The organism is Pseudomonas aegrilactucae (assembly GCF_019168305.1).
Classification (GTDB): Bacteria; Pseudomonadota; Gammaproteobacteria; order Pseudomonadales; family Pseudomonadaceae; genus Aquipseudomonas; species Aquipseudomonas aegrilactucae.
Window position 1 is genome coordinate 131,836 of sequence record NZ_JAHTBI010000037.1, and the last position, 20,992, is coordinate 152,827.

Annotated in this window: 23 protein-coding genes; 15 read left to right on the top strand and 8 right to left on the bottom strand. The window is 62.4% G+C overall.

Annotated features, from left to right (window positions below):
- Positions 1–2: 2 nt before the first annotated feature.
- From KUO17_RS11290 to KUO17_RS11305, 4 genes are all read left to right on the top strand, one after another.
- Positions 3–524, top strand: a complete 522-nt coding sequence (locus KUO17_RS11290; protein WP_217975646.1) for a hypothetical protein — start codon at positions 3–5, stop codon at positions 522–524.
- 34 nt (positions 525–558) lie between these two features.
- Positions 559–939: a lysozyme inhibitor LprI family protein gene (locus KUO17_RS11295; RefSeq protein ID WP_217975647.1), complete on the top strand. Its 381-nt coding sequence runs from the start codon at positions 559–561 to the stop codon at positions 937–939.
- Positions 940–986: 47 nt separating this feature from the next.
- A complete protein-coding gene (locus tag KUO17_RS11300; protein WP_255263527.1) occupies positions 987–1,370 on the top strand; it encodes a lysozyme inhibitor LprI family protein in 384 nt (127 codons plus the stop codon).
- Positions 1,371–1,460: 90 nt separating this feature from the next.
- Entirely contained in the window at positions 1,461–2,006 is a 546-nt protein-coding gene (locus KUO17_RS11305; RefSeq protein WP_217975648.1) for a sterol desaturase family protein, read from the top strand.
- Here KUO17_RS11305 and KUO17_RS11310 read toward each other — a convergent pair.
- Complete coding sequence (locus KUO17_RS11310) at positions 1,918–2,841, bottom strand: DMT family transporter (protein WP_217975649.1); 924 nt, start codon at positions 2,839–2,841, stop codon at positions 1,918–1,920. The genes KUO17_RS11305 and KUO17_RS11310 overlap by 89 nt on opposite strands.
- An 81-nt stretch (positions 2,842–2,922) precedes the next feature.
- Between KUO17_RS11310 and KUO17_RS11315 the strand changes: the two genes are divergently transcribed.
- Positions 2,923–3,729, top strand: a complete 807-nt coding sequence (locus KUO17_RS11315) for an AraC family transcriptional regulator (RefSeq protein WP_217975650.1) — start codon at positions 2,923–2,925, stop codon at positions 3,727–3,729.
- A 108-nt stretch (positions 3,730–3,837) separates the two neighbouring features.
- A complete protein-coding gene (locus KUO17_RS11320) occupies positions 3,838–4,374 on the top strand; it encodes a hypothetical protein (protein WP_217975651.1) in 537 nt (178 codons plus the stop codon).
- Here KUO17_RS11320 and KUO17_RS11325 read toward each other — a convergent pair.
- Complete coding sequence (locus KUO17_RS11325) at positions 4,320–4,910, bottom strand: hypothetical protein (RefSeq protein WP_217975652.1); 591 nt, start codon at positions 4,908–4,910, stop codon at positions 4,320–4,322. The genes KUO17_RS11320 and KUO17_RS11325 overlap by 55 nt on opposite strands.
- Before the next feature lie 14 nt (positions 4,911–4,924).
- The gene (locus tag KUO17_RS11330) at positions 4,925–5,452 is read right to left on the bottom strand and encodes a UPF0149 family protein (RefSeq protein WP_217975653.1); all 528 of its coding nucleotides are present in this window, start codon (positions 5,450–5,452) and stop codon (positions 4,925–4,927) included.
- 238 nt (positions 5,453–5,690) lie between these two features.
- On the opposite strand from KUO17_RS11330, the gene KUO17_RS11335 reads away from it, so the two are divergent.
- The 4 genes from KUO17_RS11335 to KUO17_RS11350 all read left to right on the top strand — a co-directional run bounded on the left by KUO17_RS11335 (position 5,691) and on the right by KUO17_RS11350 (position 11,093).
- Positions 5,691–7,391: a type I secretion system permease/ATPase gene (locus tag KUO17_RS11335; RefSeq protein ID WP_217975654.1), complete on the top strand. Its 1,701-nt coding sequence runs from the start codon at positions 5,691–5,693 to the stop codon at positions 7,389–7,391.
- On the top strand, positions 7,388–8,683 hold the full coding sequence (locus tag KUO17_RS11340; RefSeq protein WP_217975655.1) for an HlyD family type I secretion periplasmic adaptor subunit: 1,296 nt from the start codon (positions 7,388–7,390) through the stop codon (positions 8,681–8,683). Before KUO17_RS11335 ends, KUO17_RS11340 begins: the two co-directional genes overlap by 4 nt.
- 4 nt (positions 8,684–8,687) lie before the next feature.
- Positions 8,688–10,007 (top strand): TolC family protein, encoded by a 1,320-nt coding sequence (locus KUO17_RS11345; protein WP_217975656.1) that lies wholly within the window; start codon positions 8,688–8,690, stop codon positions 10,005–10,007.
- 69 nt (positions 10,008–10,076) lie between these two features.
- Positions 10,077–11,093: a calcium-binding protein gene (locus tag KUO17_RS11350; RefSeq protein WP_217975657.1), complete on the top strand. Its 1,017-nt coding sequence runs from the start codon at positions 10,077–10,079 to the stop codon at positions 11,091–11,093.
- A 52-nt stretch (positions 11,094–11,145) separates the two neighbouring features.
- Here the strand turns inward: KUO17_RS11350 and KUO17_RS11355 are convergent, their stop codons facing one another.
- The 3 genes from KUO17_RS11355 to KUO17_RS11365 are packed head-to-tail and all read right to left on the bottom strand — an operon-like array spanning position 11,146 to position 12,837.
- Positions 11,146–11,601, bottom strand: coding sequence for a hypothetical protein (locus KUO17_RS11355; protein WP_217975658.1), 456 nt, complete (start codon positions 11,599–11,601; stop codon positions 11,146–11,148).
- 28 nt (positions 11,602–11,629) lie between these two features.
- Entirely contained in the window at positions 11,630–12,067 is a 438-nt protein-coding gene (locus KUO17_RS11360) for a hypothetical protein (RefSeq protein ID WP_217975659.1), read from the bottom strand.
- 50 nt (positions 12,068–12,117) lie between these two features.
- Complete coding sequence (locus tag KUO17_RS11365; protein WP_217975660.1) at positions 12,118–12,837, bottom strand: SDR family NAD(P)-dependent oxidoreductase; 720 nt, start codon at positions 12,835–12,837, stop codon at positions 12,118–12,120.
- 167 nt (positions 12,838–13,004) lie between these two features.
- On the opposite strand from KUO17_RS11365, the gene KUO17_RS26950 reads away from it, so the two are divergent.
- Entirely contained in the window at positions 13,005–13,721 is a 717-nt protein-coding gene (locus KUO17_RS26950) for a CPBP family intramembrane glutamic endopeptidase (protein WP_217975661.1), read from the top strand.
- 50 nt (positions 13,722–13,771) lie between these two features.
- Here the strand turns inward: KUO17_RS26950 and KUO17_RS11375 are convergent, their stop codons facing one another.
- Positions 13,772–14,554: an AraC family transcriptional regulator gene (locus KUO17_RS11375; protein WP_217975662.1), complete on the bottom strand. Its 783-nt coding sequence runs from the start codon at positions 14,552–14,554 to the stop codon at positions 13,772–13,774.
- Positions 14,555–14,647: 93 nt separating this feature from the next.
- On the opposite strand from KUO17_RS11375, the gene KUO17_RS11380 reads away from it, so the two are divergent.
- From KUO17_RS11380 to KUO17_RS11395, 4 genes are all read left to right on the top strand, one after another.
- On the top strand, positions 14,648–15,538 hold the full coding sequence (locus KUO17_RS11380; protein WP_217975663.1) for an EamA family transporter: 891 nt from the start codon (positions 14,648–14,650) through the stop codon (positions 15,536–15,538).
- Between the two features lie 221 nt (positions 15,539–15,759).
- Positions 15,760–16,275, top strand: coding sequence for an RNA polymerase sigma factor (locus KUO17_RS11385; protein ID WP_255263528.1), 516 nt, complete (start codon positions 15,760–15,762; stop codon positions 16,273–16,275).
- Positions 16,272–17,126 (top strand): FecR family protein, encoded by an 855-nt coding sequence (locus KUO17_RS11390; RefSeq protein WP_217975665.1) that lies wholly within the window; start codon positions 16,272–16,274, stop codon positions 17,124–17,126. Before KUO17_RS11385 ends, KUO17_RS11390 begins: the two co-directional genes overlap by 4 nt.
- A 171-nt stretch (positions 17,127–17,297) precedes the next feature.
- On the top strand, positions 17,298–19,667 hold the full coding sequence (locus KUO17_RS11395; RefSeq protein WP_217975666.1) for a TonB-dependent siderophore receptor: 2,370 nt from the start codon (positions 17,298–17,300) through the stop codon (positions 19,665–19,667).
- A gap of 370 nt (positions 19,668–20,037) precedes the next feature.
- Here KUO17_RS11395 and KUO17_RS11400 read toward each other — a convergent pair whose 3' ends face one another.
- Positions 20,038–20,907, bottom strand: coding sequence for a hypothetical protein (locus KUO17_RS11400; protein ID WP_217975667.1), 870 nt, complete (start codon positions 20,905–20,907; stop codon positions 20,038–20,040).
- Between the last annotated feature and the right edge of the window lie 85 nt (positions 20,908–20,992).

The window sequence follows — 20,992 nt, forward strand, 5'->3', positions numbered from 1 at the left end:
CAGTGAAACGTAATTACCTGACGTTCAGCCTGCTGCTGTTCGTGTCGTGCCTGTATTTCAGTGCCTATTTCACCGACAACGGCGGGCGCATGAGTTCGGTGTGGCTGCTGGTGTTCGGCCTGTGGGGCATTCCGTTCCAGATCTACGGCTGGTTCGCCAACCCGCTGTTCGGCCTGGCGTTGCTGACCCATCGCTGGTTCCCACGGGTAGCCCTGGGCCTGTCGGTGCTGGCGCTGTTGCTGGGGCTGTCGTTCCTGCTGGTGGGCACGGTGCCGGACAACACGCCCCAGTCCTATGCGTTTGTACAACTGACGGCCCGCGGCGTGGGTTACTACCTGTGGATCGGTGCGTTCGTGCTGATGACCCTGGGGCAGGCGCTGCACTGCCGCGACCGGCGTGAGGTGCGCCAGCTGCCGCGCCTGCGCATCATCGACTGGCTGCTGTTGCTGGTGGTACTGGCAGTGATCCTGTTCACCGCGTTCCCCGAGCACGGCTATGTGATCGAGCGTACCCACCCCTGGTGAGCCAATCGCCGTTGACTACAGAAAGGATGCAGTGATGATCAAGCGAATGATGGCCCTTGCCGTGCTGGCGGTTGCGCCCTGGGCGCTGGCGCAGGACAACGAGTCGGCGGCGTTTGCCGCGTGCATGGACACGGCACAGACCACGCCGGGCGTGATCGAATGCAACAACGAAGAGATCGCGCGCCAGGACCTGCGCCTGAACCAGGCGTATGCCAGGGCCATGGGGGCGCTGGGTGCCGTGCAGCAGGGCAAGTTGAGTGATGCCCAGCGGCTATGGGTGACTTATCGCGACAGCAATTGCGATCTGTACTACAGCCTTACAGGTACCAGCGGGGATATGTTCGCGGGCGGCGGGTGCCGGTTGAGCATGACCACGGCGCGCGCGGATGAGTTGGAGGCGTTGCAGTTGCCGTAAGGCCGCCTCCATCATGCAGGGGTGAATACATCAAGAGGGAAGGCAGGATGATCAAGCGAATGATGAGTGTGACGCTGTTGTCGCTGCTGGCGGCTGCGCCGTTTGCGCAGGCCAGGGAATCGGCGGCGTACAAGGCCTGTCTGGACACCGCCAACACCACGGTGAGCATGAATGAATGCAACAACGCCGAGATCGCCCGCGAGGACAAACGCCTCAATCAGGCCTACAAGAAGGCCATGGGGGCGCTGGGGCCGCTGCAGAAGGGCAAGCTGAGGGATACCCAGCGGATATGGATCAAGTACATCGACAGCAACTGCGACTTTTACTACACGCTGACCGGCGGCAGCATGGACATGCTCAACGGCGCTGGCTGCCGCTTGCGCATGACCTCGCAGCGGGCCGACGAGCTGGAGGCCTTGCAGGCGCCGTGAGACCGCCTGCATGAAGGCCGACGCAGGGCATGGACCGGCAGGCGCCGATCACATACCCTGACGCCTTCATTTCTCAGCCCCGTACCGCCGATGATTGCCCACTTCGCGATATTTCTCTGCACCCTGGTCGCCATGGAAGGTGTCGGCTACCTGGCGCACCGGTATGTGATGCACGGCTGGGGCTGGTTTGTGCACCGCTCGCACCATGAAGCCCAGCTGGGCGCGGTGGAAACCAACGATATCTACCTGGTGATCCTGGCCCTGGCCGCGATCACCCTGATCGTGCTGGGCAATGCCGGCCACGACCCGCTGCAGTGGGTGGGCGCCGGGGTGGCGGCCTTCGGCGTGATCTATGTGGTGGTGCACGACGGTATCGTGCACCGCCACTGGCCGGTGCGGCCCAGGCCGCACCACCCCTACCTGCGCAGGCTGTACCAGGCGCACCTGATGCACCACGCGGTCAAGGGGCGCCGGCACAGCGTATCGTTCGGCTTCCTGTACGCACCGCCCATCCGCACCCTCAAGCAGCAGTTGCGCAAGCACCGGCTCAGGCAGCCTCGCCCAGCGGCGGCGCCTTGTGCGGGGGCTTTATCGACCCAATGTACACCGCCACCACCGTCACCAGCGCGCCCGTGATCTGCAGTGCGGAACTGGCCTTGCCCAGGAACGCCACGTCGATGAAGTAGGTGATCACCGGCTCCAGCAGCAGGATCAGGCCGGCCAGGCCCAGGCTGATCGCACCGATCGAACGGTTGACCATCAGCCAGCCGACGAACTGCACCAGCACGCCGTAGATCACCAGCATGTACAGGGTCTGCTGGTCGTTGATGGCCAGGCTTTCACCGCGCAGCAGTGCGTACCCCAGCATCACCCCCGCGGCCCACAGGCTCAGGTGCAGCATCTGCGCGATCTTGTCGCCACCGGCCTGTGGCAGCTGGGTGGTGACCTTCAGGTAGTACACGCACACCGCATAGGCCAGCCCCGACAGCACGCCATAGATCACGCCCTGGATACCGAGCGCGCTGCCCATCTCCGGCAACAGCAACAGGTACAGGCCGACGAAGGCCAGGCTGATCGATGCCACGAAGTACATCGAGGGTTTTTCCTTGAGCAGACAGAACCCGAGCAGGGTCATGAAGAACACCTGGCAGTTGGTCAGGATCGAGCCGATGCCGGGGCCCACGATGTAGATGCTGTGGTGCCACAGGATCAGGTCGATGGCCAGGAACACCCCGGCCAGCGCGGTGTAGCGCCGGGCCTTGGGGTGGGCCAGGCTGGCGGGTACCTTGCGTACCTTGAGCAGCAGGTAGAACAGTACCGAGGCGATCAGCATCCGGTAGAAGCCTGCGCCTCCCGCGCCGATGTTGGCGAACGCCACCGCCAGCGCCGACAGGCTCAGCATCAGCCCACCGATGGTCAGTTCCAGCACGGCCCTGTTGCTCGACAGGGTGACCCCCTTCAATTCCTGCATGACACCCTCTGTTCCAGTGGTTGAAAGAGGGCTAACTTAGCCGCGCGCGGTTCGAGCGTATTGCACAAAACTGGACAGGCCATGGAACAGGATTTTTCGCGCTTCTGGCGCATCCCCGAGGGCGATTGCGAACTGCTGGCGGCGCGTTACAGCACGCGTGCCTTCGGCCGGCATTCGCACGAGCGCTACGCGGTCGGGGTGATCAGCGCCGGCGTGGAAAAGCTGTTCTACCGCGGTGCCCAGCACCTGGGCACGGCGGGCAGCATCGTCACCCTGACGCCGGGAGAGATGCACGACGGCCTGCCAGGCGGCCCCGAGGGTTGGCGCTACCGCATGCTCTACCTCGACCCGCACTGGCTCAACGGCGCGGTATTGGGCGGGCGTGTGGCCAGTGGGCACATCCATCTGTTCAGGCAGGCGTTGACCCATGACCCGGTGTTTGCCCAGGCGTTCGTGCAGCAGCACCAGGCCATCGAGCAGTCGTGTTCGAGCCTGGAGCGCGAGAGCATTCTGCTGCACCTGGTGAGCGAGTTGCTTGCGCGCTGCGGTGGGCCACAGCCGGCGCAGCTTGCGACTGAGCGTGAGGTGGTGCGGCGCATCCGGCATACGCTGGAAGACGCGTTCGACCAGACCATTGCCTTGCACGAGCTGGCGCGACAGGTAGACCTGGACCCGTTGTACATGATCCGTGTGTTCAAGAAGAGCGTGGGGGTGTCGCCGCACAGCTACCAGATCCAGCGGCGCGTGGCGCATGTGCAGCAGTTGCTGCGTGAGGGCGTAAGCATTGCCGAGGCGTCATTGCGCTGTGGCTTCTTCGACCAGAGCCACATGACGCGGGCGTTCAAGAAAGTGGTGGGGGTGACGCCGGGGAGTTTTCGCAGGGGCTAGCGAATTGCGCTACTGTAGGCGCCAGCGTTGCTGGCGAAGAGGCCAGCCCCTCACCACAAACCCGACTCCCCCAAGGAAGGTCTCTACGTGCATCGGACTGCTGTGATCTTGTCTGCGCTGCTTTGCCTCGGTGGCTGCACCGAATACAAATGGGGCCACGACTGGACGGTCGATCGCCCGGGTGGCTGGCAGGATCACAGCGATCCCAGCCTGCGTTTCGGTGCCACGCTGGACGCAAGCTGCAACGCCAGCCCGCTGAGCCTGAAAGTGGAGACCCTCGCAGAGTCCACCTACCAGTCGGTGTTTTTCATCCCGCTGTTCCATCACTGGAGTGGCGGTGACTATCCGGTAATCATCACGCTGAGGCACCCGGACCTCAAGGCCTGCACCTCGCCTGCGCTCAACCCCCTGGTGGTGAAACTGGATGGCAAGCCCATTCCTACCCTGGGCCTGGCACGCAACCCCCAGCAGGACGGACGCTGCAGCATGACGTTCGACGACACCCGCCCGTCGGGCAGCGAGCTGTCGATCGAGATCAACCCGGCGGTACTGCCCTGCGCCATCGCCCCGGTGACCCTGAAGAAGGACCGCTACTTCTGCATCCGCCACATGCGTTGGGGGGGCTCGCCCAGCTGCAGGGAATAGCCTGCGCTGATGTCGGCAAAGGCGCGCCACAGCCGGCCGCCCACATAGCCGCGCAGGGTCGGATGCCGGGTGCGGTGGTAGCAGTCCCAGTAGCTGATCATGCGGGCGCGGGTGGTGTTGAAGTAGGCGGGGTTGGCCCTGAAGAAATCCCCGTAGAGCTGCGGGTCGAGTGCAGGCACATGAGCTTCGCACACCTCCAGCAGCTCGATCACGTACTCGCCGCACAGCTGGAACACGAAGGGCACGACCCAGGGTTGTTGCACCTTGATGATCTGCTGCAGGGCGTGCTGGCGCACGTGGCCGTCGGGATGGCGGGTGAGCAGGCAGGCGTGGAGCAGGCGCTGCAGCGGTGGCAGTGCGGCGTCGCTGCTGGCGGGCAGGTGCAGTCGGTAAGGAATGACCAGCTGTTCGCCGCCCAGGCTGACGGCGATGCCCTGGTCGGCGTTGGGCAGGTTCAGGGTGCGCGCCAGTGACTCGACCTCAGTTGCCAGGTGGCGAGGGAATGCGGTGGTGATCGAGGTGGGGTGGTTGAGCATGCGCAGACCCGCTGTCAGCGCTGAGTGGCCCAGTACGCCAGCAACGCCCGCGCTGCCGGCTCGATCGCCGCCACACGCTGGCGGTGCAGCACCACATCCAGGTCGACCGGCAGCTCGAAGTTGTCCTGCTCGGCACAGGTCGCAATCACGTCCAGCGCCACCTGCTGCGCCGCCGGCAACGCCGGCCAGTCGGCCAGGCCCACGCCGCGCAGGTAGCCAAAGCACCACTCTTCGGCCAGCGTCAGTGGCTGGCCGTTATGCTCGGTCTCTTCAAAGCGCGGCGAGATCTGCTCGGCCAGGCTGTTCAGGTGGCGCGTGGTCAGTTCGATGAACGGCTTGCACTGTGCAGGGCTTTCCCACTCAGGCTGCTGGCCACCGAAGATCCCCGGGAACCACGCGTCGATAGCCACCGGCGCGGGGCCGGACACCAGCGCGGTCAGGTAACCGTCGAGCTCTGAGGCATTGAGCACCGAATGGTCATCGCCATACTGGAGCAGGATACCGTCGATGAACTCGACTTCGTGGTGGGTGAGCGTCGGCATGGCAAAGGTCCTTCACAGAGCGGGCGGCGCACCGCCGGGGGCGCCTCGAAGGCGGGCAGCATGGCGTGTGCGGCAGGATTTATCCAGCCTTGTGCCAAGCGCATGTCCGATTAAGGTTGGATTCAGATTGTTCACGTACCGTACCTGCGTGATGGCTGATTGCCCTGTCGCGTGGCGTCTGCCCCGCCAACCGGTGCGCTGAGGCTGTTCGTACCTTCAATTGCGCCGGCCCGTACCCATGACCTCAGTCCCTCTCCCTGCCCTTGAGCACGCGCTGCTCGCGTGCAAGCGCAGTTTTGCGTCGGTGGCAGGCTTCAGCCTGTTCGTGAATTTCCTGATGCTGGCCCCCTCGTTCTACATGCTGCAGGTCTACGACCGGGTGCTGGCCTCGGGCAATTACGCCACCTTGCTGATGTTGACCCTGATACTGGTCGTGCTGCTCGCGACCATGGGCGCGCTGGAGTGGGTACGGGCGCGGATTCTGGTGCGGGTCAGCACGCGGCTGGATACGCTGCTGGGGCCGCAACTGTTCAACGCAGGGTTTGACCAGGCGCTGTACAGCAGCGGTCACCACGCCAGTGGGCAACCCTTGCAGGATCTGGCCGGGTTGCGCCAGTTTCTGACCGGCAATGGCCTGTTCGCGTTCTTCGATGCGCCCTGGATACCCCTCTACATTGGCGTGATGTTTCTGTTTCACCCCTGGTTCGGCTGGTTCGGCGTGGCGTGCGCAGTCGTGCTGGTGATGCTGGCGTGGCTCAACGAGCAACTGACCCGCGAGCCCCTCAAGCACGCCAGCCAGGACAACCTGCACGCCAGCACCTTCGTCGGCAAGAGCCTGCGCAATGCCGAAGTGGTGTGTGCCATGGGCATGCTGGAGCGTCTGCGCCAGCGCTGGCTGTCGCGCAATCATCAGGTGTTGCTGGCCCAGCAGGTGGCCAGCGATCGGGCGGGGGCAATCGCCGGGGTGTCGAAAACCGTGCGCATGCTGGTGCAGTCGCTGATTCTTGCGCTGGGGGCGTGGTTGGTGCTGCGCCAGGAAATCAGCCCGGGGTTGATGATTGCAGGTTCCATCCTGCTGGGGCGGGCGCTGGCCCCGATCGACCTGATGATCGGCGCCTGGCGCGGTTTCTCCGGGGCACGCCTTCAGTACGCGCGGCTGAGCGAGGTACTGGAGCACAATCCGCCGCAACCGGCGCGCATGCCATTGCCGGCGCCCAGTGGCCAGATCAGCCTCGAAGGCCTGACGCTGGTGCCGCCCGGCGCGACCCAGGCAGTGTTGCGCGACCTGAGCGTGCAGGTGCCGGCGGGTACAGTGGTGGGCGTGATTGGTGCCAGTGGCGCCGGCAAGTCGAGCCTGGCCCGTGCGCTGCTGGGCATCTGGCCGGCGACCTGCGGCACGGTGCGCCTGGACGGTGCCGAGATCGGCAGTTGGGCGCGTGCCGAGCTTGGCCAGCATGTAGGTTATCTGCCACAGGATATAGAACTGTTCGACGGCAGCATCAGCGAGAACATTGCACGCTTTGCCGAGGTCGACCCGCAGGCGGTGATCGCTGCCGCGCAGATGGCGGGGGTGCATGAGCTGATCCTGCGTTTGCCAGACGGCTACGACACGCAACTGGGGGCCAGCGGCGGGGTGCTGTCGGGCGGTCAGCGCCAGCGCGTCGGCCTGGCCCGGGCACTCTACGGACGGCCGCGCCTGGTGGTGCTCGACGAGCCCAACGCCAACCTCGACGAGGAAGGCGAGCAGGCCCTGCTGCAGGCGTTGGATGCGCTCAAGGCAGGTGGCAGCAGTGTGTTCGTCATCACCCATCGCAATGGCGTGCTGGCGCATGTGGACAGCCTGTTGCTGCTGCGTGACGGCACACTGGCCTTGTACGGCGCGCGCGATGCCGTACTGCGGGCCTTGCAGGGGCCACGTCCGCTGGAGGTGGCGCAATGAACGCCACGCTGCAGGTGACGGACGGCCGTGAGCGCTGGATCGGCTGCGCCATTGTTCTGTTGACCTTTGGCGTGTGTGGCGCCTGGGCGGCCTTTGCTCCGCTGGACAGTGCCTCGCTGGCGCCCGGGGTGATTACCGTCCAGCATTCGCGCAAGACCGTGCAGCACCTGGAAGGCGGCATTGTCAGCACGCTGCACGTACGTGATGGCGACCGGGTCAAGGCGGGGGATGTACTGATTACCCTGAATGACTCGCGTACCTCGGCCGAGCGCGAAATGCTGCGCAGCCAACTGGCGGCCGTGCAGGCCATGCAGGCACGCCTGGCGGCCGAGCGCGATGGCCTGTCCGCGTTGCCTGCCAGCGATGGTGCAGGTGACGATGAACGCTTGCGCGAAGCACGCGTCATGGAGGCGCGGGTGTTTCAGGCGCGGCGTGCTGCCCGCGAAGGCGAGGCCGGCGTGCTGCACAAGCGCGTTCTGCAACTGCAGGCACAGGTGCGGGGGTTCGAGACGCTGATTGCCGGCAAGCGTGCGCTGGCGGCGTCCTACACCGAAGAGATTGCCGACTTGCGCGAGCTGTTGCGCGAAGGCTTCGTTGACCGCCAGCGTCTGCGTGAACAGGAGCGCAGCCTGGCGCGGCTGCGCGGCGAGATTGCCGAGTTGCAGGCTTCGATCGCACAGAGCCGCCTGGAGGCCAGCGAAACCGAGCTGCGGGTGCTGCAGCTGGACACCCAGTTCGCCCGGCAGGTGGCCGATCAACTGGCCGAGCTGGGCCCGCGTGCGTTCGACCTGCGGGAGCGTCTGGCCGCCGTGGACGAGCGGGCACAACGCACGCTCGTGCGGGCGCCGGACGCGGGTATCGTGCTGGGCCTGCGTGTGCACACGGTCGGCGGGGTGATTACCCCGGGCATGGCGCTGATGGACATCGTGCCCGAGCGCGAGGCGCTGGTGGTCGAGGTGCAGATATCGACCACGGACATCGACCGCGTGATGCCCGGCAACCCGGTCGACATCCGCTTCAGCGCGTTCAGCAGTGCCAGCACACCGGTCATGGCCGGGCGCCTGAGCCGGGTGTCGGCGGATCGGCTGGTCAACGAGAACACCGGCGCTGCGTACTACCTGGGCCAGGTCGAACTGACCGAGGCCGCGCTCGACAGCCTGGCGGCCCATCGCTTGCAACTGGTGCCTGGCATGCCGGCGGAGGTGTTGCTCAAGGTGGGCGAGCGCACCTTGCTCAGTTACCTGACGCAACCGGCCGGCAACCTGTTTGCCCGTGCACTGATCGAGGACTGACCGCATGCGTACAACCTACCTTGTCGTCTGCTGGCTGCTGGGGTTCTGGGGGCCGCTTCACGCCTGCGCGCAACCTCCGGTGGCAGACCTGTGGCAGCTTTACCAGGAAAGCCGCGAAAGCGACCCGCGCCTGCTCGCGGCACAGGCGCGCAGCCGCAGCAGCGCCTGGAGCGAGCGCGAGGCCCTGGGCCAGATGCTGCCGCAGATCGGCGTGAGCGGCGCGTTCAATCGCACCGCCAGCGAGACGGCGCTGCAGCAGGTCAACTACAACGGCGAGCGTTACGCCATCGGCCTCAGTCAGGTGCTCTACAACCCTGAGCTGTGGCACAGCTACAAGCGTTTTGCGGCGCTCAGCGCGGTGCAGGATGCGCAAAGCCGCGACACCCGTGAGGCGGCGGGCCTTGAGCTGGTGGAGCGGTACTTCGCGGTACTGGCGGCCGAGGATGCGCTGGCACTGGCGCAGGCCGAGCAGCGTGCCACACGCCTCAACCTGGACCGTGTGCAAGCCTTGTTCGACAAGCAGATGGTCAAGGTGACCGACGTGCTGGACGCCCGTGCGCGGGTCGATGCCCTGGCGTCGGCCGAAATCGCGGCGGCCAACCAGGTGCAGGTCAGTCGCGAGGCGCTGTCGCAGGTGATCGGGCGACCGGTGACCGAACGTCTGCGGCGTATCGGCGAGCAGGTGCCGTTCAACCTGCCACCCGAAGCGCGCGAGTACTGGGTACAGCGTGCCCTGGCAGACAACCCGGCGTTGCAGGCGCACCAGCGCGCGGTGCTGGCGGCTCAGGCCGGTGCGCGCGAGGCGCGTGCCGGGCACCTGCCCAAGGTCAGCCTCAACCTGACCGGGCAACGCAGCGACATCGGCTATGAAAACAGCCTTGCCCCGCGCACCGATACCTATGTGGCCAGCATCAATGTGCAGGTGCCGCTGTACAGCGGTGGCTCCACCCGCGCGCGGGCCGGGGCGATGCACGAGCAACTGCGGGCCGCCGAGTACGACTACGAAGCGGCGCGCCGTCAGTTGCTGCGCGAAACCCGCGAGGCGTTCTATGCCGCGCACACGAGCCAGGCGCGCATGGCCGCCGCGCGCCCGGCACTGGCTTCGGCGCAGAAGGCCCGCGAGGCGGCTGAACGCGCATTGGGCTATGGCGTGATCGATGCGGTACAGGTGCTCGATACGGTGGAGGCGGAGTACCGTGCGCGCCGCGACCTGCTCAAGTCACGCTATGACTTCGTCATGAGTGTGCTGGCGTTGCGGCGCTGGAGTGGCAGCCTGCTCGACAGCGACATCCGCATGGCCAGCACCTGGCTGGTGGAGGGGTGATGGATTCAGCTTGGTTTAAGCCTCCATGCGTACCGTAACCTGGGCACAGCAACCGAAAAGGATATTTCCATGAGCACTACCAAACAGGGGCGGCTGGACGATGCCTACAAATTCACTCTCGTGGGTGGCAAGGTCAAGGCCGTGTACGAGTACGACGATGGTCGCTTCGAGCGCGAGCAGATGGAGCGCGGCGAAACCTGGACCGTGCAGGGCACGAACGTACGGATGACCGAGCGGGAAAAGGGCGTGACCGAGACCGAGGAGTACGCTGACGTCAACGGTGACGGCATCTACTTCAAAGTGTCGGAAACCCACGTCGGCAGTTCGGGGCACGACCGCATCAGCGGCGACAGCACCCATGACCGCCTGTTCGGCAAAAGTGGCAACGACCAGCTCTGGGGCGGTGCCGGCAATGACTACCTGCGTGGTGATGCGGGCAATGATGTGATCGACGCCGGCGCTGGCAAGGATCAGATCGTGGGCGGTGCCGGCAATGATACCTACAAGGGCGGCGCGGGCGTCGACACCGTTATCTATTCCAGTGCCCGTGCAGGCCTTACCGTTGACCTGAACAAGGGGGTGGCCGGTGCCACGCTTACCCGCGGCGATGCGGCGGGGATCGGGCGGGACACACTGACCGGCATCGAGAATGTCACCGGTGGCGACTTCCATGACCGGCTGATCGGCAACGCACAGAACAATCAGTTGAGTGGCGGTGCGGGCAATGACCTGCTGCATGGCGGGCTGGGGCGTGACGTGCTGAGCGGCGGTGCCGGCAAGGACGTGTTCACGTTCGCCTCGGTGCAAGAGGCTGGCAACAGCAGCAAGACGCGGGACGTGATCACCGACTTCGCCAAGGGTGACAAGATCAACCTGTCGGGCATCGATGCCATTGCCGGGGGGCGCACCAACGAGGCATTCAAGTTTGTGGGTGATGCAGGTGCGGTGAACGCTGCCAATGCCAAGGGCGCGCTGTGGTTCTCCAAGGGTGTGGTGTATGGCAGCACCGATGGCGACGTGACACCGGAGTTCCAGATTCAGGTGTCGGGCGTGAACAGCATGACTGCGGCTGACTTCGTGCTGTGAACGAGCTGCCAGGCCAGCCGTGACGGGTTGGCCCCCTCAAGCGCATAGCGGTTCAGTCGTCCTGCTGGCAGAACCGTGCAAAATCGATACAGTCTTCAGGTGCGAGCGGGTGCGCGATGACCTGTTCCAGCAGGTGGGCGAACTGTTCCTTAGGCAGCAGTTTCTGCGCTTCTCGTTCGGCATCGTCGATGCGCAGGGTGCGATCGAGCCAGCCTAGCACCTGAGTACTGGGCTGGCGCGCCAGCGACTCCAGCAGTGCATGTTCATACGCCTTCACCGGTTTGCGCTCCAGCCAGGAACCGAACGGGCCTGGGCCGCCGTAATCCAGTTCGGGGTAGGTCTCGATCAGTTTCAGCACGCGGGCCAGCACCGCGTCGTAGTCGAACGTGTCCAGTACCTCGAGGTGCTTGCAGGCGCAGTCGATCACGATCCACTGGTCATCCTGGGCGCGAGACTGTGCTGCGGCCTCGAACAGTTGCTCGAAGATGGAATTGAGATAGCTGTCCATGTATTCGCCTCGTAAGACTGGGAAGGGGTCAGGCAATGCGCGCGCTGAACACGGTCGGGATGTACTCCCCGGTTGCGGGTACCGCCGTTGGGTACGGCAGCTCGAACCAGTCTGCATGCACGCGGGTTGCGATCTCGCCGGGGTCATTGGTTTCGCGGATCTCGCGACGGAACGGCAAGCGTGCATGAGCCTGGGACACCAGGCTGAAACGCAGTTGCCGCGCCTGCGCATCGTGCCAGCAATAGAACACCATCGCGCAGCCAGCGAGCTGGACACGCCGAGCCTCAAGGAATGCAGTGATCAGCTCGCACAGGCTGGCCACGGTGATGCCGACCTGTTCGGCCTCGGTGGGCGAGAAGTGCCACAGGTTGCTGTTGGCCTCGTGGTTGATGTCGTCAAGGTCGATGACGGTCTCGTCGTCCTTGGCCATGTCGAGCCACCGTTGCAGCACCGTTGCACGGTCCATCGCGCGATCTCCCGGGTAAAAGATCGCGAGTCTATCAGAGGCCGGCGGGCTCAGAAGCGCTCGTCGAGAATCGCCGGCAGGGTCAGCTCCTTGACGTAGCTGGCCGATGACAGGCTCAGGGCCATGCGCACCACCTGTACCACGTCGTGCACCGGGATCAGGTGGCCTTCACCCCGTTGCTCGGCGACGGCGCGCGGGGTGCTCAGCGGGTCTTCGGTATTGAGGTAGCCCAGGTTCAGGCAGGTCACGCCCAGGCCTTGGGCGCGATAGCCTTCGCGCAGGGCATCGGCGATGCCGCGCAGGGCGAACTTGGACGCGCCGAAGGTGACCTCGGGGCGGCCGCTCTGGGGCAGGCCCGAGGTGGAGCCGGTGAGGATGATGCGCGGGTTGGGACTTTGCAGCAGGGTAGGCAGCAGGCGCTTGATCACCAGCAGGGTGGCGGTGATGTTGCAACTGACGATGGATTGGACCTGCTCGTCGGTGTCGGTGAGGAAACTGTAGGCCGAGTCGAACGCCAGCTCTTCCCAGATGCCCAGGTTGTAGATGAGCGTGTCGAGGCCGCCTTCGGCCACGGCCTGGGCGAGGGTGGCGGCGGCGGTTGCCGGCTCGCTCAGGTTGGCTTCGACCCAGCCCAGTTGCACGCCCGGCATGGCCTGGATGTGCGCAGGGTGCGTGCGCGAGACGCCGATCAGCGTGTCGTCGGCCTGGCCCAGGCCCTCGATCAGGGCCTTGCCCAGGCCTTTGCTGGCGCCTACCACCATGGTTTTCATCGTTCGATTTCCTTATCTGTGTGCGCAGGGAGCAGGGATGCAAACAGAGGGGCGGGATGTAAGCAAACGGAGGGTGTTTCCAGATGTGAATCAAGTCTCGCCCCTGCACACGTGTCTCTCCCATAATGCGTGCCCTACCGTTTTGATGTGATGCCCCGGAGCCAGCTGTGAACAGTTCAGTACATGGAAGTCCCGCAAAAAGCCCTTACATCGCTACCACCCCTCTCAGGCGAATCGCCCTCGCACTGCTGGCGGTGCTGCTGTACGGCGTGGCACAGATCGTCGGGGCGTTTGTGTTCGGCAAGGACATGGACTTCATCCTGTCCCTGTTTGGTGCGCACCTGGTGGCCTGTGCGGTGATTGGCGGGCTGTACTTGTTCCTGCGTCGCAATGCCCTGGCCGGGCATGCCTTCAAAGGCGCCAATTTCAGTGGCAAGGCACTGTGGCTCGGTTTGTCGAGCGTAGTGGTGGTGTACCTGCTGGCCTACAACTACGCCGCATGGGTCAATCAACCGCCCGAGCCGTTCATGCTGCAGTTCATGACGATGCTCAGTGCCGGCTCGCTTGTCGATCGCCTGCTGCTGGTCGGGATGGTGATCATTCTTGCGCCATTGGGCGAGGAACTGGCGTTCCGTCACTTTTTGCTCAACCTGTTTCCATTCAGCAAGCCGCTGTGGGCGGTGGTGGCGATTGTGGTCACGGCGCTGGCGTTTGCCTCGATTCACCTGCAATACACGTTCAAGTCGACCGTGGTACTGCTGTTCGCCCTTGCGCTGATGCTGGCGTACGCTCGCCTCAAGACCGGCGGCTTGTTGGTGCCGATGGCCATGCATGCGTGTGCCTCGACGTTGGCGTTGGTGTTGTATCCGGTGTTTTATCCTTGAGTGCGCAAGGCTGATGCGGGCGCCATGCGGCAGCTTCAGTGGCCAAACCGTCAGAGTCCAGCTTTTGCAAAATACCGACTTGGTGCTTGCCCCAGTGCTCGCCGAAACACACTGGTGAACGCGCTTGGGCTGCTGTATCCCAGGTCCGTGGCCACGCGCGTGATCGCTTCCCCGTTCCCAAGCCGCACCACCGCGCTCAGCAGGCAGGCCTGCTGGCGCCATTCGACAAAACTGATACCGGTTTGCTGGCGAAACAGGCGGGTGAACGTTCGGCGGCTCATGCCGACCTGGCGGGTCATCGCCTCTATCCCCACCTCCAGCGATGGTTGCGCGAGCAGGTGGCGGCAGGCTTCTGCCAGCCTTGGCTCGCGTGGCAGTGGTGCGTTCAGCGACAAGGGCCGCATGCCGGCTATTTCGTGCAGCAGCAGGTTCATCAGATGGCCATCCCGGCTCTGCTCGGCGTACAGCGCCGGCACGTCCACCGCCTCGCCCAGCAGATGGCGCAGCAGTGCCGACACACCCGACACCTGGCACTGCGCGGGTAGCCCGAGGCGCGTGGCGACGGGGGTAACGATGTAGGTGTTGAGCATGGTCACCGGCCCGTTCATGCTCATCTCGTGCGGTACACCGGCCGGTACCCAGATGGCCCGTTGCGGCGGCACCACCCAGTTGCCCAGGTCGGTGTACACCGTGATCACGCCACAGGCGGCATAGGCAAATTGCCCGCGCTGGTGGGTATGCACGGCGAAGTGCTGCCCGTCGGGATAGTCATTGGCCGTGACCACCGCATCGCGGGGCGTGTTTTCGTAGGGATCGATATGAGTGTCGCGCATGGCCCGAATTTAATGATCTCTGACCTGATAGTGCAAGCGAGCCATTGTGTTGATTGCGCATAGTGCCGCCCTGTATTTCGGGATGTGATCGCCATGCAAAGAAAACACCTGGCCCTGGCCGTATTGGTGACGGCCGTATGGGGGCTGAATTTTCCCATTACCAAGCTGGGCCTGGCGGCGGTTGATCCGCTGTTGCTGACGGCGTTGCGCTTTACCTTGGCGGCGTTGCCGTGGGTGTTCTTCATCAAGCGCCCGGTGGTTGCCATGGGGTGGTTGGCCGCTTACGGGCTGATCTTCGGCGTGGCGATGTGGGCGCTGATCAACGTGGGTATCGAAATGGGCGTGCCGCCTGGGACGGCCGCGTTGTTGATTCAGTTCAGTGCGTTTTTCACATTGGGCTGGGGGGTGTTGCTGTTTCGCGAGCGGCTGAGCGTGGGGCAGGGGATCGGGGTGGGGCTCGCGGTGCTGGGGTTGGTGTGCATCATTGCCAGCAGCCCCGGGTACGGATCGACGGTGGGGTATGCCTTGTTGCTGGTAAGTGCGTTCAGTTGGAGCGTGGGTAACGTCATCATCAAGCAGTCGAAAGTGCGGGAGATGTTCGCGTTTGTGGTGTGGGCGAGCCTGTTTGCGCCGGTTCCATTGTTGCTGCTGACCTGGTGGAGCCATGGCACTGCGCCGTTCACCAACATGGTTGCGCAGATCGGCTGGGTGTCGGTGTTGTCGTTGCTGTTTCAGGTGTATGCGGCGACGCACTTCTGTTACTGGGGCTGGAATCTACTGCTGCGCGAGTACCCGGTGTCGAAGGTGGCGCCGTTGTCGTTGCTGATTCCGGTATTCGGGATTGCGGGGTCGATGGTGATGCTGGGGCACAGGATTGATTTTTACGAAGGCGTGTCGATTGGGTTGATTCTGGCGGCGCTGGCGGTGGGATTGATGAAGCGCCCGAGGTTTTTGGCTGGGCGGGCGCCTTCGCCAGCGGCTTAGCCATTCGACAGGGCAGCACTGGCGCAATGACAGCAAAGAAGAACGCCGAGCGACCAACCGATATGCACTTGGCATCTGTTTTACTGCGCTGGACTGCATGTCAGTTCAACGTACAAACGTCAGACGGCTCGCAAACGTCGCAAAGATGACGATATAATGAGATACATTCTCATCAATGCCGTTTGATTACCATGTCGAAGACGTCGCCCAATGAAGAGCTGATGACCGCGCTGACCCTTCACTACGATGCGTTGGTGGAGTACATCCGGCTTCGTTTCAACGGCAAGCATTTTGCTCGTGACCTGGTTCATGACGTCTGTATCCAGATTCTCGAAAAGCCGCCCAAGGAAAAAGTCGCACTGCCCTTGGCATTTCTGCGCAAGGTGAGTTTCAACCGCGCCGTTGATCGTATCCGCGCCGAGCGCACGCGTAGCCTGTATGTTCAAACACACCTGTCACCCGAAGAGGGGATGGACAGTTGGGACGGTGCGCGGGCGGTCGAATTCGAACAGCATGTGCGTGCCCTCCTGGCAATCATCGAGGCGCTGCCGGCGCGCCAGCGCCAGGTATTCTTGCTGCATCGTATCCATGGCATGGCGCAACGTGAAATTGCCGACGAGCTGGATATTTCCCTGAACATGGTCACCCAGCATTTTGGCCGCGCAATGGCCGCCATCATGCTGCGCTGGGAACCTGCACGTCGGCTGATTCAACGACAGGAGCAGGCGCAACCATGAGTCAGCCGGGTGCATTCGACAAAAACAGCCGTCCTGATGTGGCTGATCCGTTGCAGCCATTTGCCGAGGCATTACGCGAACGCGCGCCGTCCAAGGAAGCCCTGCTGGCCGAAGGCAAGGCTATGACGCAGCGTCGGCGCAAACGCCGAAATGCGGCTTGCGCAGGCACCCTGGTGCTGGCCCTGAGCAGCGCTATCTGGTTGCTTGATCCCGCGTGGAACCACGAAGATATCCATGTTGCGATAGGCCAGCGCCAACAGCTTCAACTGGCTGACGGCAGTAGCGTCGAGTTGAATTCCGGCAGTCACCTGATCATTGAAAAGCGCTTGCGCAGCCGTCAACTGGAGCTGGTTCGCGGCGAAGCGCTGTTCAGCGTAGTGCATGCCGATACGCCTTTTATCGTGCGTAGCCAAGGCGTCAGCGTCCGTGATATCGGCACTGTATTTGACGTGCGCAGTGACGTGCGCGGCGTGGACGTGGGGGTCGTTGAGGGCGCCGTTGAAGTCAGCAGCAATCGCACCGCAGCGGTGAGATTGAACGCTGGTCAGCAACTGCGGGCCTCATCCGCGCACCTGGGCGAGGTGAGGCCGGTCGACGTCGCGGCCCTCACGGCCTGGCGACAAGACAAGTTGCGCTTCGACGGCACGCCCTTGCGCGAGGTGATCGCGGACCTTCAGCATTATCGGCACAGACCGCTGCGCTTGGCCGATGCGCAGGTCGGCGAGCTGCGCCTCTCCGGCGAGTTTGACAGCGGCTCGGTCGAGGCGCTGATCGGCCTGCTGCCGTCGATCCTGCCGGTGAGCATCTCTCGCGCCGCAGACGGCACCGTCAGCTTCAGTAAGGCACGCTGATCAAAGACCTCTCATTGTACAAATGGGAATTATTTCCAGGTCGACCTCAACATCTGGCCCTGCCTATACGCCAACCCCATGAAGAACGCTTCTATCGACTGTTCGAATGGGGAAAACATGGGTAAGAACACGTCATCGCTTCGCCTGAGCCTGCTTGCGAGCGGCCTACTGTTGGCAAGCACCGTCCACGCAAAAAGCGCCGTCTATTCGCTGGATATCCCGGCCCAGGCGTTGGATAAATCACTGAACGCCTTGGCGGCACAGACTGGTAGTCGAATCCTGTTCGCTACTGATGTTGCCGAAGGGCGCCAGGCAGCGGCGCTGCACGCGCAGCTCAGTGTCGAACAGGCGTTGGAGCGTATCGTCGGCAACACGGGCCTGATGGCGCAGAAAACCACCGATGGCAGTTATCTGATTGCCGCGCCCAACCAGAGCGATGCACTGGAACTGGGTGCCACCACCATTCAGGCTGGCGGGTTGGGCATCAATACCGAGGACACCCAGTCCTACACGACGGGGGCTGTGAGCATCGGCAAAAGCGAGCGTCCCCTCAAGGATATTCCACAGAGCATTTCGGTACTCACGGCCCAGCGTATCAAGGACCAGAACATCCAGACCCTGGATGACGTCTACAACACCCTGCCGGGCGTGATCACGTACGGCTACATGGTGGGTGACAACCAGCCTTATGCGCGTGGTTTTCAGATCGACAACTACCAGATCAACGGCATACCGCTGCCAAACGGCAACAGCATTACCTCGCAGAACTGGGCTGATCTGGTGCCTTACGAGCGGGTTGAATTGCTCAAGGGCTCAGCCGGCCTGTTTCAGGGGGCAGGTTCGCCCGGTGGCGCCATCAACCTGGTACGCAAACGCGCCTCATCAGACTTCCACATAAGTACCACCACGTCTGCGGGGCGCTGGGACAACTACCGTCAGCAAATCGACGTTCAAGGCCCGCTTACCGAAGACAAGCGTGTTCGGGGCCGCCTGGTAACCTCCTACGGCGACCGTGGTTACTTTTATGACAACGCCAAGACCGAGCGATCCTCCACGTATGGCGTGCTGGAGTTCGACCTTTCGCCTCAAACCCTGATAAGCGCGGGCTTTTCCTATCAGAACGTGAACAATCGCGGGGTGATGGACTTCGGTCTTCCGGCCTACAAGACCGGTGCGAACATTGACTGGAAACGCTCGACCAACCTGAGTTCGCCATCGGACTACAACGATGTGGAAACTACTCAGGTGTTTCTCGAAGCCAAGCACCAGCTCAACGACGATTGGCGCATGAGCGTGACCACCAACTACACCAAACTGAATCTGGACACCATTTACAGCAACACCGGCGGCCTGATTGATCCGTTGACCCATGGCGGTGGCTACAACTGGGCGGAAAGCCGTTCGGAAAACAACTATCAGTACAACACCGATGCCTACCTCAATGGCCACTTCGAACTGTTCGAGCGCCGCCACGAAGTGATCCTGGGCGGCAACGTCACCCACGCCAGGCGCGACTCCGGGCGTTACGATACGCAGTGGTACACCGAAACGGAAAACATCCCGAACATCATCGATTTCATCCCGCCGCAATACGATCGCCTGGCCCGCTACCGCACCGTCAAGTCGACGCTCGACCAACAAGGCGTCTACGGGTCTTTGCGTATGAACGTGCTTGATCCGCTGGATGTCATTGTGGGTGCCCGCGTCAGTTGGTGGGACTACAGCCAGGACCAGATTGCCGAACCCAGCGGCGTATCCAAACTCACCGGCCAGAAGACCAATGCCAAGGTCGTGCCCTTCTACGGGCTGGTGTATGCACTGACGCAAAACTGGTCGGCGTATGGCAGCTACGCTGAAATCTTCTCCCCGCAAACCGACTACATGACGTATGCCGGCAACACCTTGGCCCCACGCTCTGGGGAAACCTATGAGCTGGGCCTGAAAGGCGAGTTTTACGAGGGAGCACTCAACACCTCGTTCGCGATCTACCAGACCAACTTCAATGGTCGGGCACAGATCGACCAATCCTATGCATCGCCATGCAACAGCCCATTCACCACGTTGTGTTACATCGCTGGTGGCAAAGTCCGTTCGGAAGGGTTTGAAGCCGAGGTCAACGGCAGGGTCATGACGGGTTTGCAACTGAGTGCCAGCTATACCTACACCCGCAGCCGCTATCTGGAAAACCCGGACGATGTCAGCCTGGAAGGTCGCAGCTTCCTGACCCAGATGCCCGCTCATGCGGCGCGGGTGTGGGCCAACTACACACTACCTGACGAGTTCGCCAAGTGGCAGGTGGGCGCCGGGGCACGTATTCAGAGCGCAACCTACATGCTGGGCAGCGGCGTGAAGCACGAAGGTTCGGGCTACGCCCTCTACAACGCCCGTATCGCCTACGACATCACCCAGAACGTGAACCTGTCGGTGAACATCGAAAACATCTTCGACCGTGTCTATTACGCTCAGACCGGGCCAGTGGAGTCGCAAAACTACTATGGTGCACCGCGAAACATGACCTTTACGCTGCGTACCAATTTCTAGAGTGCCGTCTCAAAAAGCATCATTGTTGAGCCCGTGAAACTGTTGTTTCACGGGCTTTCTGCGTCTTGCTTGACCTATATCCCGCCGAGAGTAACAGCGCTCGTGCCAAGCAGAAGCCAAACGCACAAAAAAACCGACTTCATCAGTCGGTTTTTTTGTGCGTTTGGTGCCCGAGGGAGACTCGAAAAGGCGATGAGATCGTGAAGTAGGCTCGCTGAACTGAGGGTTGTACAAGGGGTGTGTTGATCACCGCCCCAAGCCAGAAAGCCCGTGGGCGGTGAGATTTCCAACACCTGACAGTTAGTGTGCCGTAATGCGGTTTGCCTACTTGAGCCTCATTACACTACACGTGCAGGCCCCGTCGCTCCTTTCAACCCATGGGCGCGCTGTTGATCTGATCCGCTTCCCACGGCTTGATCATATTATTGACATTGTCCTCTACGTCTTTCCACTCCGACTTCAAAATCTGCAAGCGATAGGAAACCACGCTGCAAGTGAAGGAATCGTAGTGGTTACTGACAAACAGTGAGCGCCAGTTATTTTCTGTGTGGTTCATGTACACGAAGGCATAGGCGTAGGCGACGTTGCCATTGATATCTCCAATGGCTGGGCTGAGTGTCAGCTCGCTCCTACTTTCGTTAGTAGACTTTTGAGACCAGAAGAATGTCCCCACGCTATTGACATCCGTTCCACCACTACCGTCACTGAATGTCTTGCTGAGCGCGGTGACCTGCGCTGCGGCTTCGGAGCCGGCCACCAGAGTCATGACATTGGCGATGATGGCCGACATGTTGACTTCGCCGCTGTGCGTCTGATTGTGGCAGGAATTGTTGACTACTAGATCGATGTTGATCCAGGGGCAGTGGTTTTGCACAACATAGGCAATTACATTCCACCACTCCTTCGTATTCTGGACATCCGGATCAGCAATTTTCTCATCGGACCAACCCAGCTCTTTCCTGGCATGTCCGATGGCCGCATGCTTGATAAAAAGAAGACTCTTGCTGTACATCTTTTGCTGCTTTTTTGAGAGTTTGCTGGAGCACGTGAAGTGATCGTTTATCGCGATCACTGTATCGGGAGTGCTTTGATCCGCCGCAGCTGCCGCAGGCACCACGCTTGCCGTGCGTTGCAGGCTCTTGCGCGTGAGATTCATTTCCTTGAAATCTTTTTGCAGGCTCTGTGGAAGAATCAGTCCGCCATTGGCAATGTATTCCGGAACCACAATCCTATTTGCCATGTAAGCTTGCTCCTTGCAGGTTAGAGGCAATATATTTTGCCCGCAGCCGAGTGTAGCAGTCGAATGGAAAAGCGCGAGATTAAAT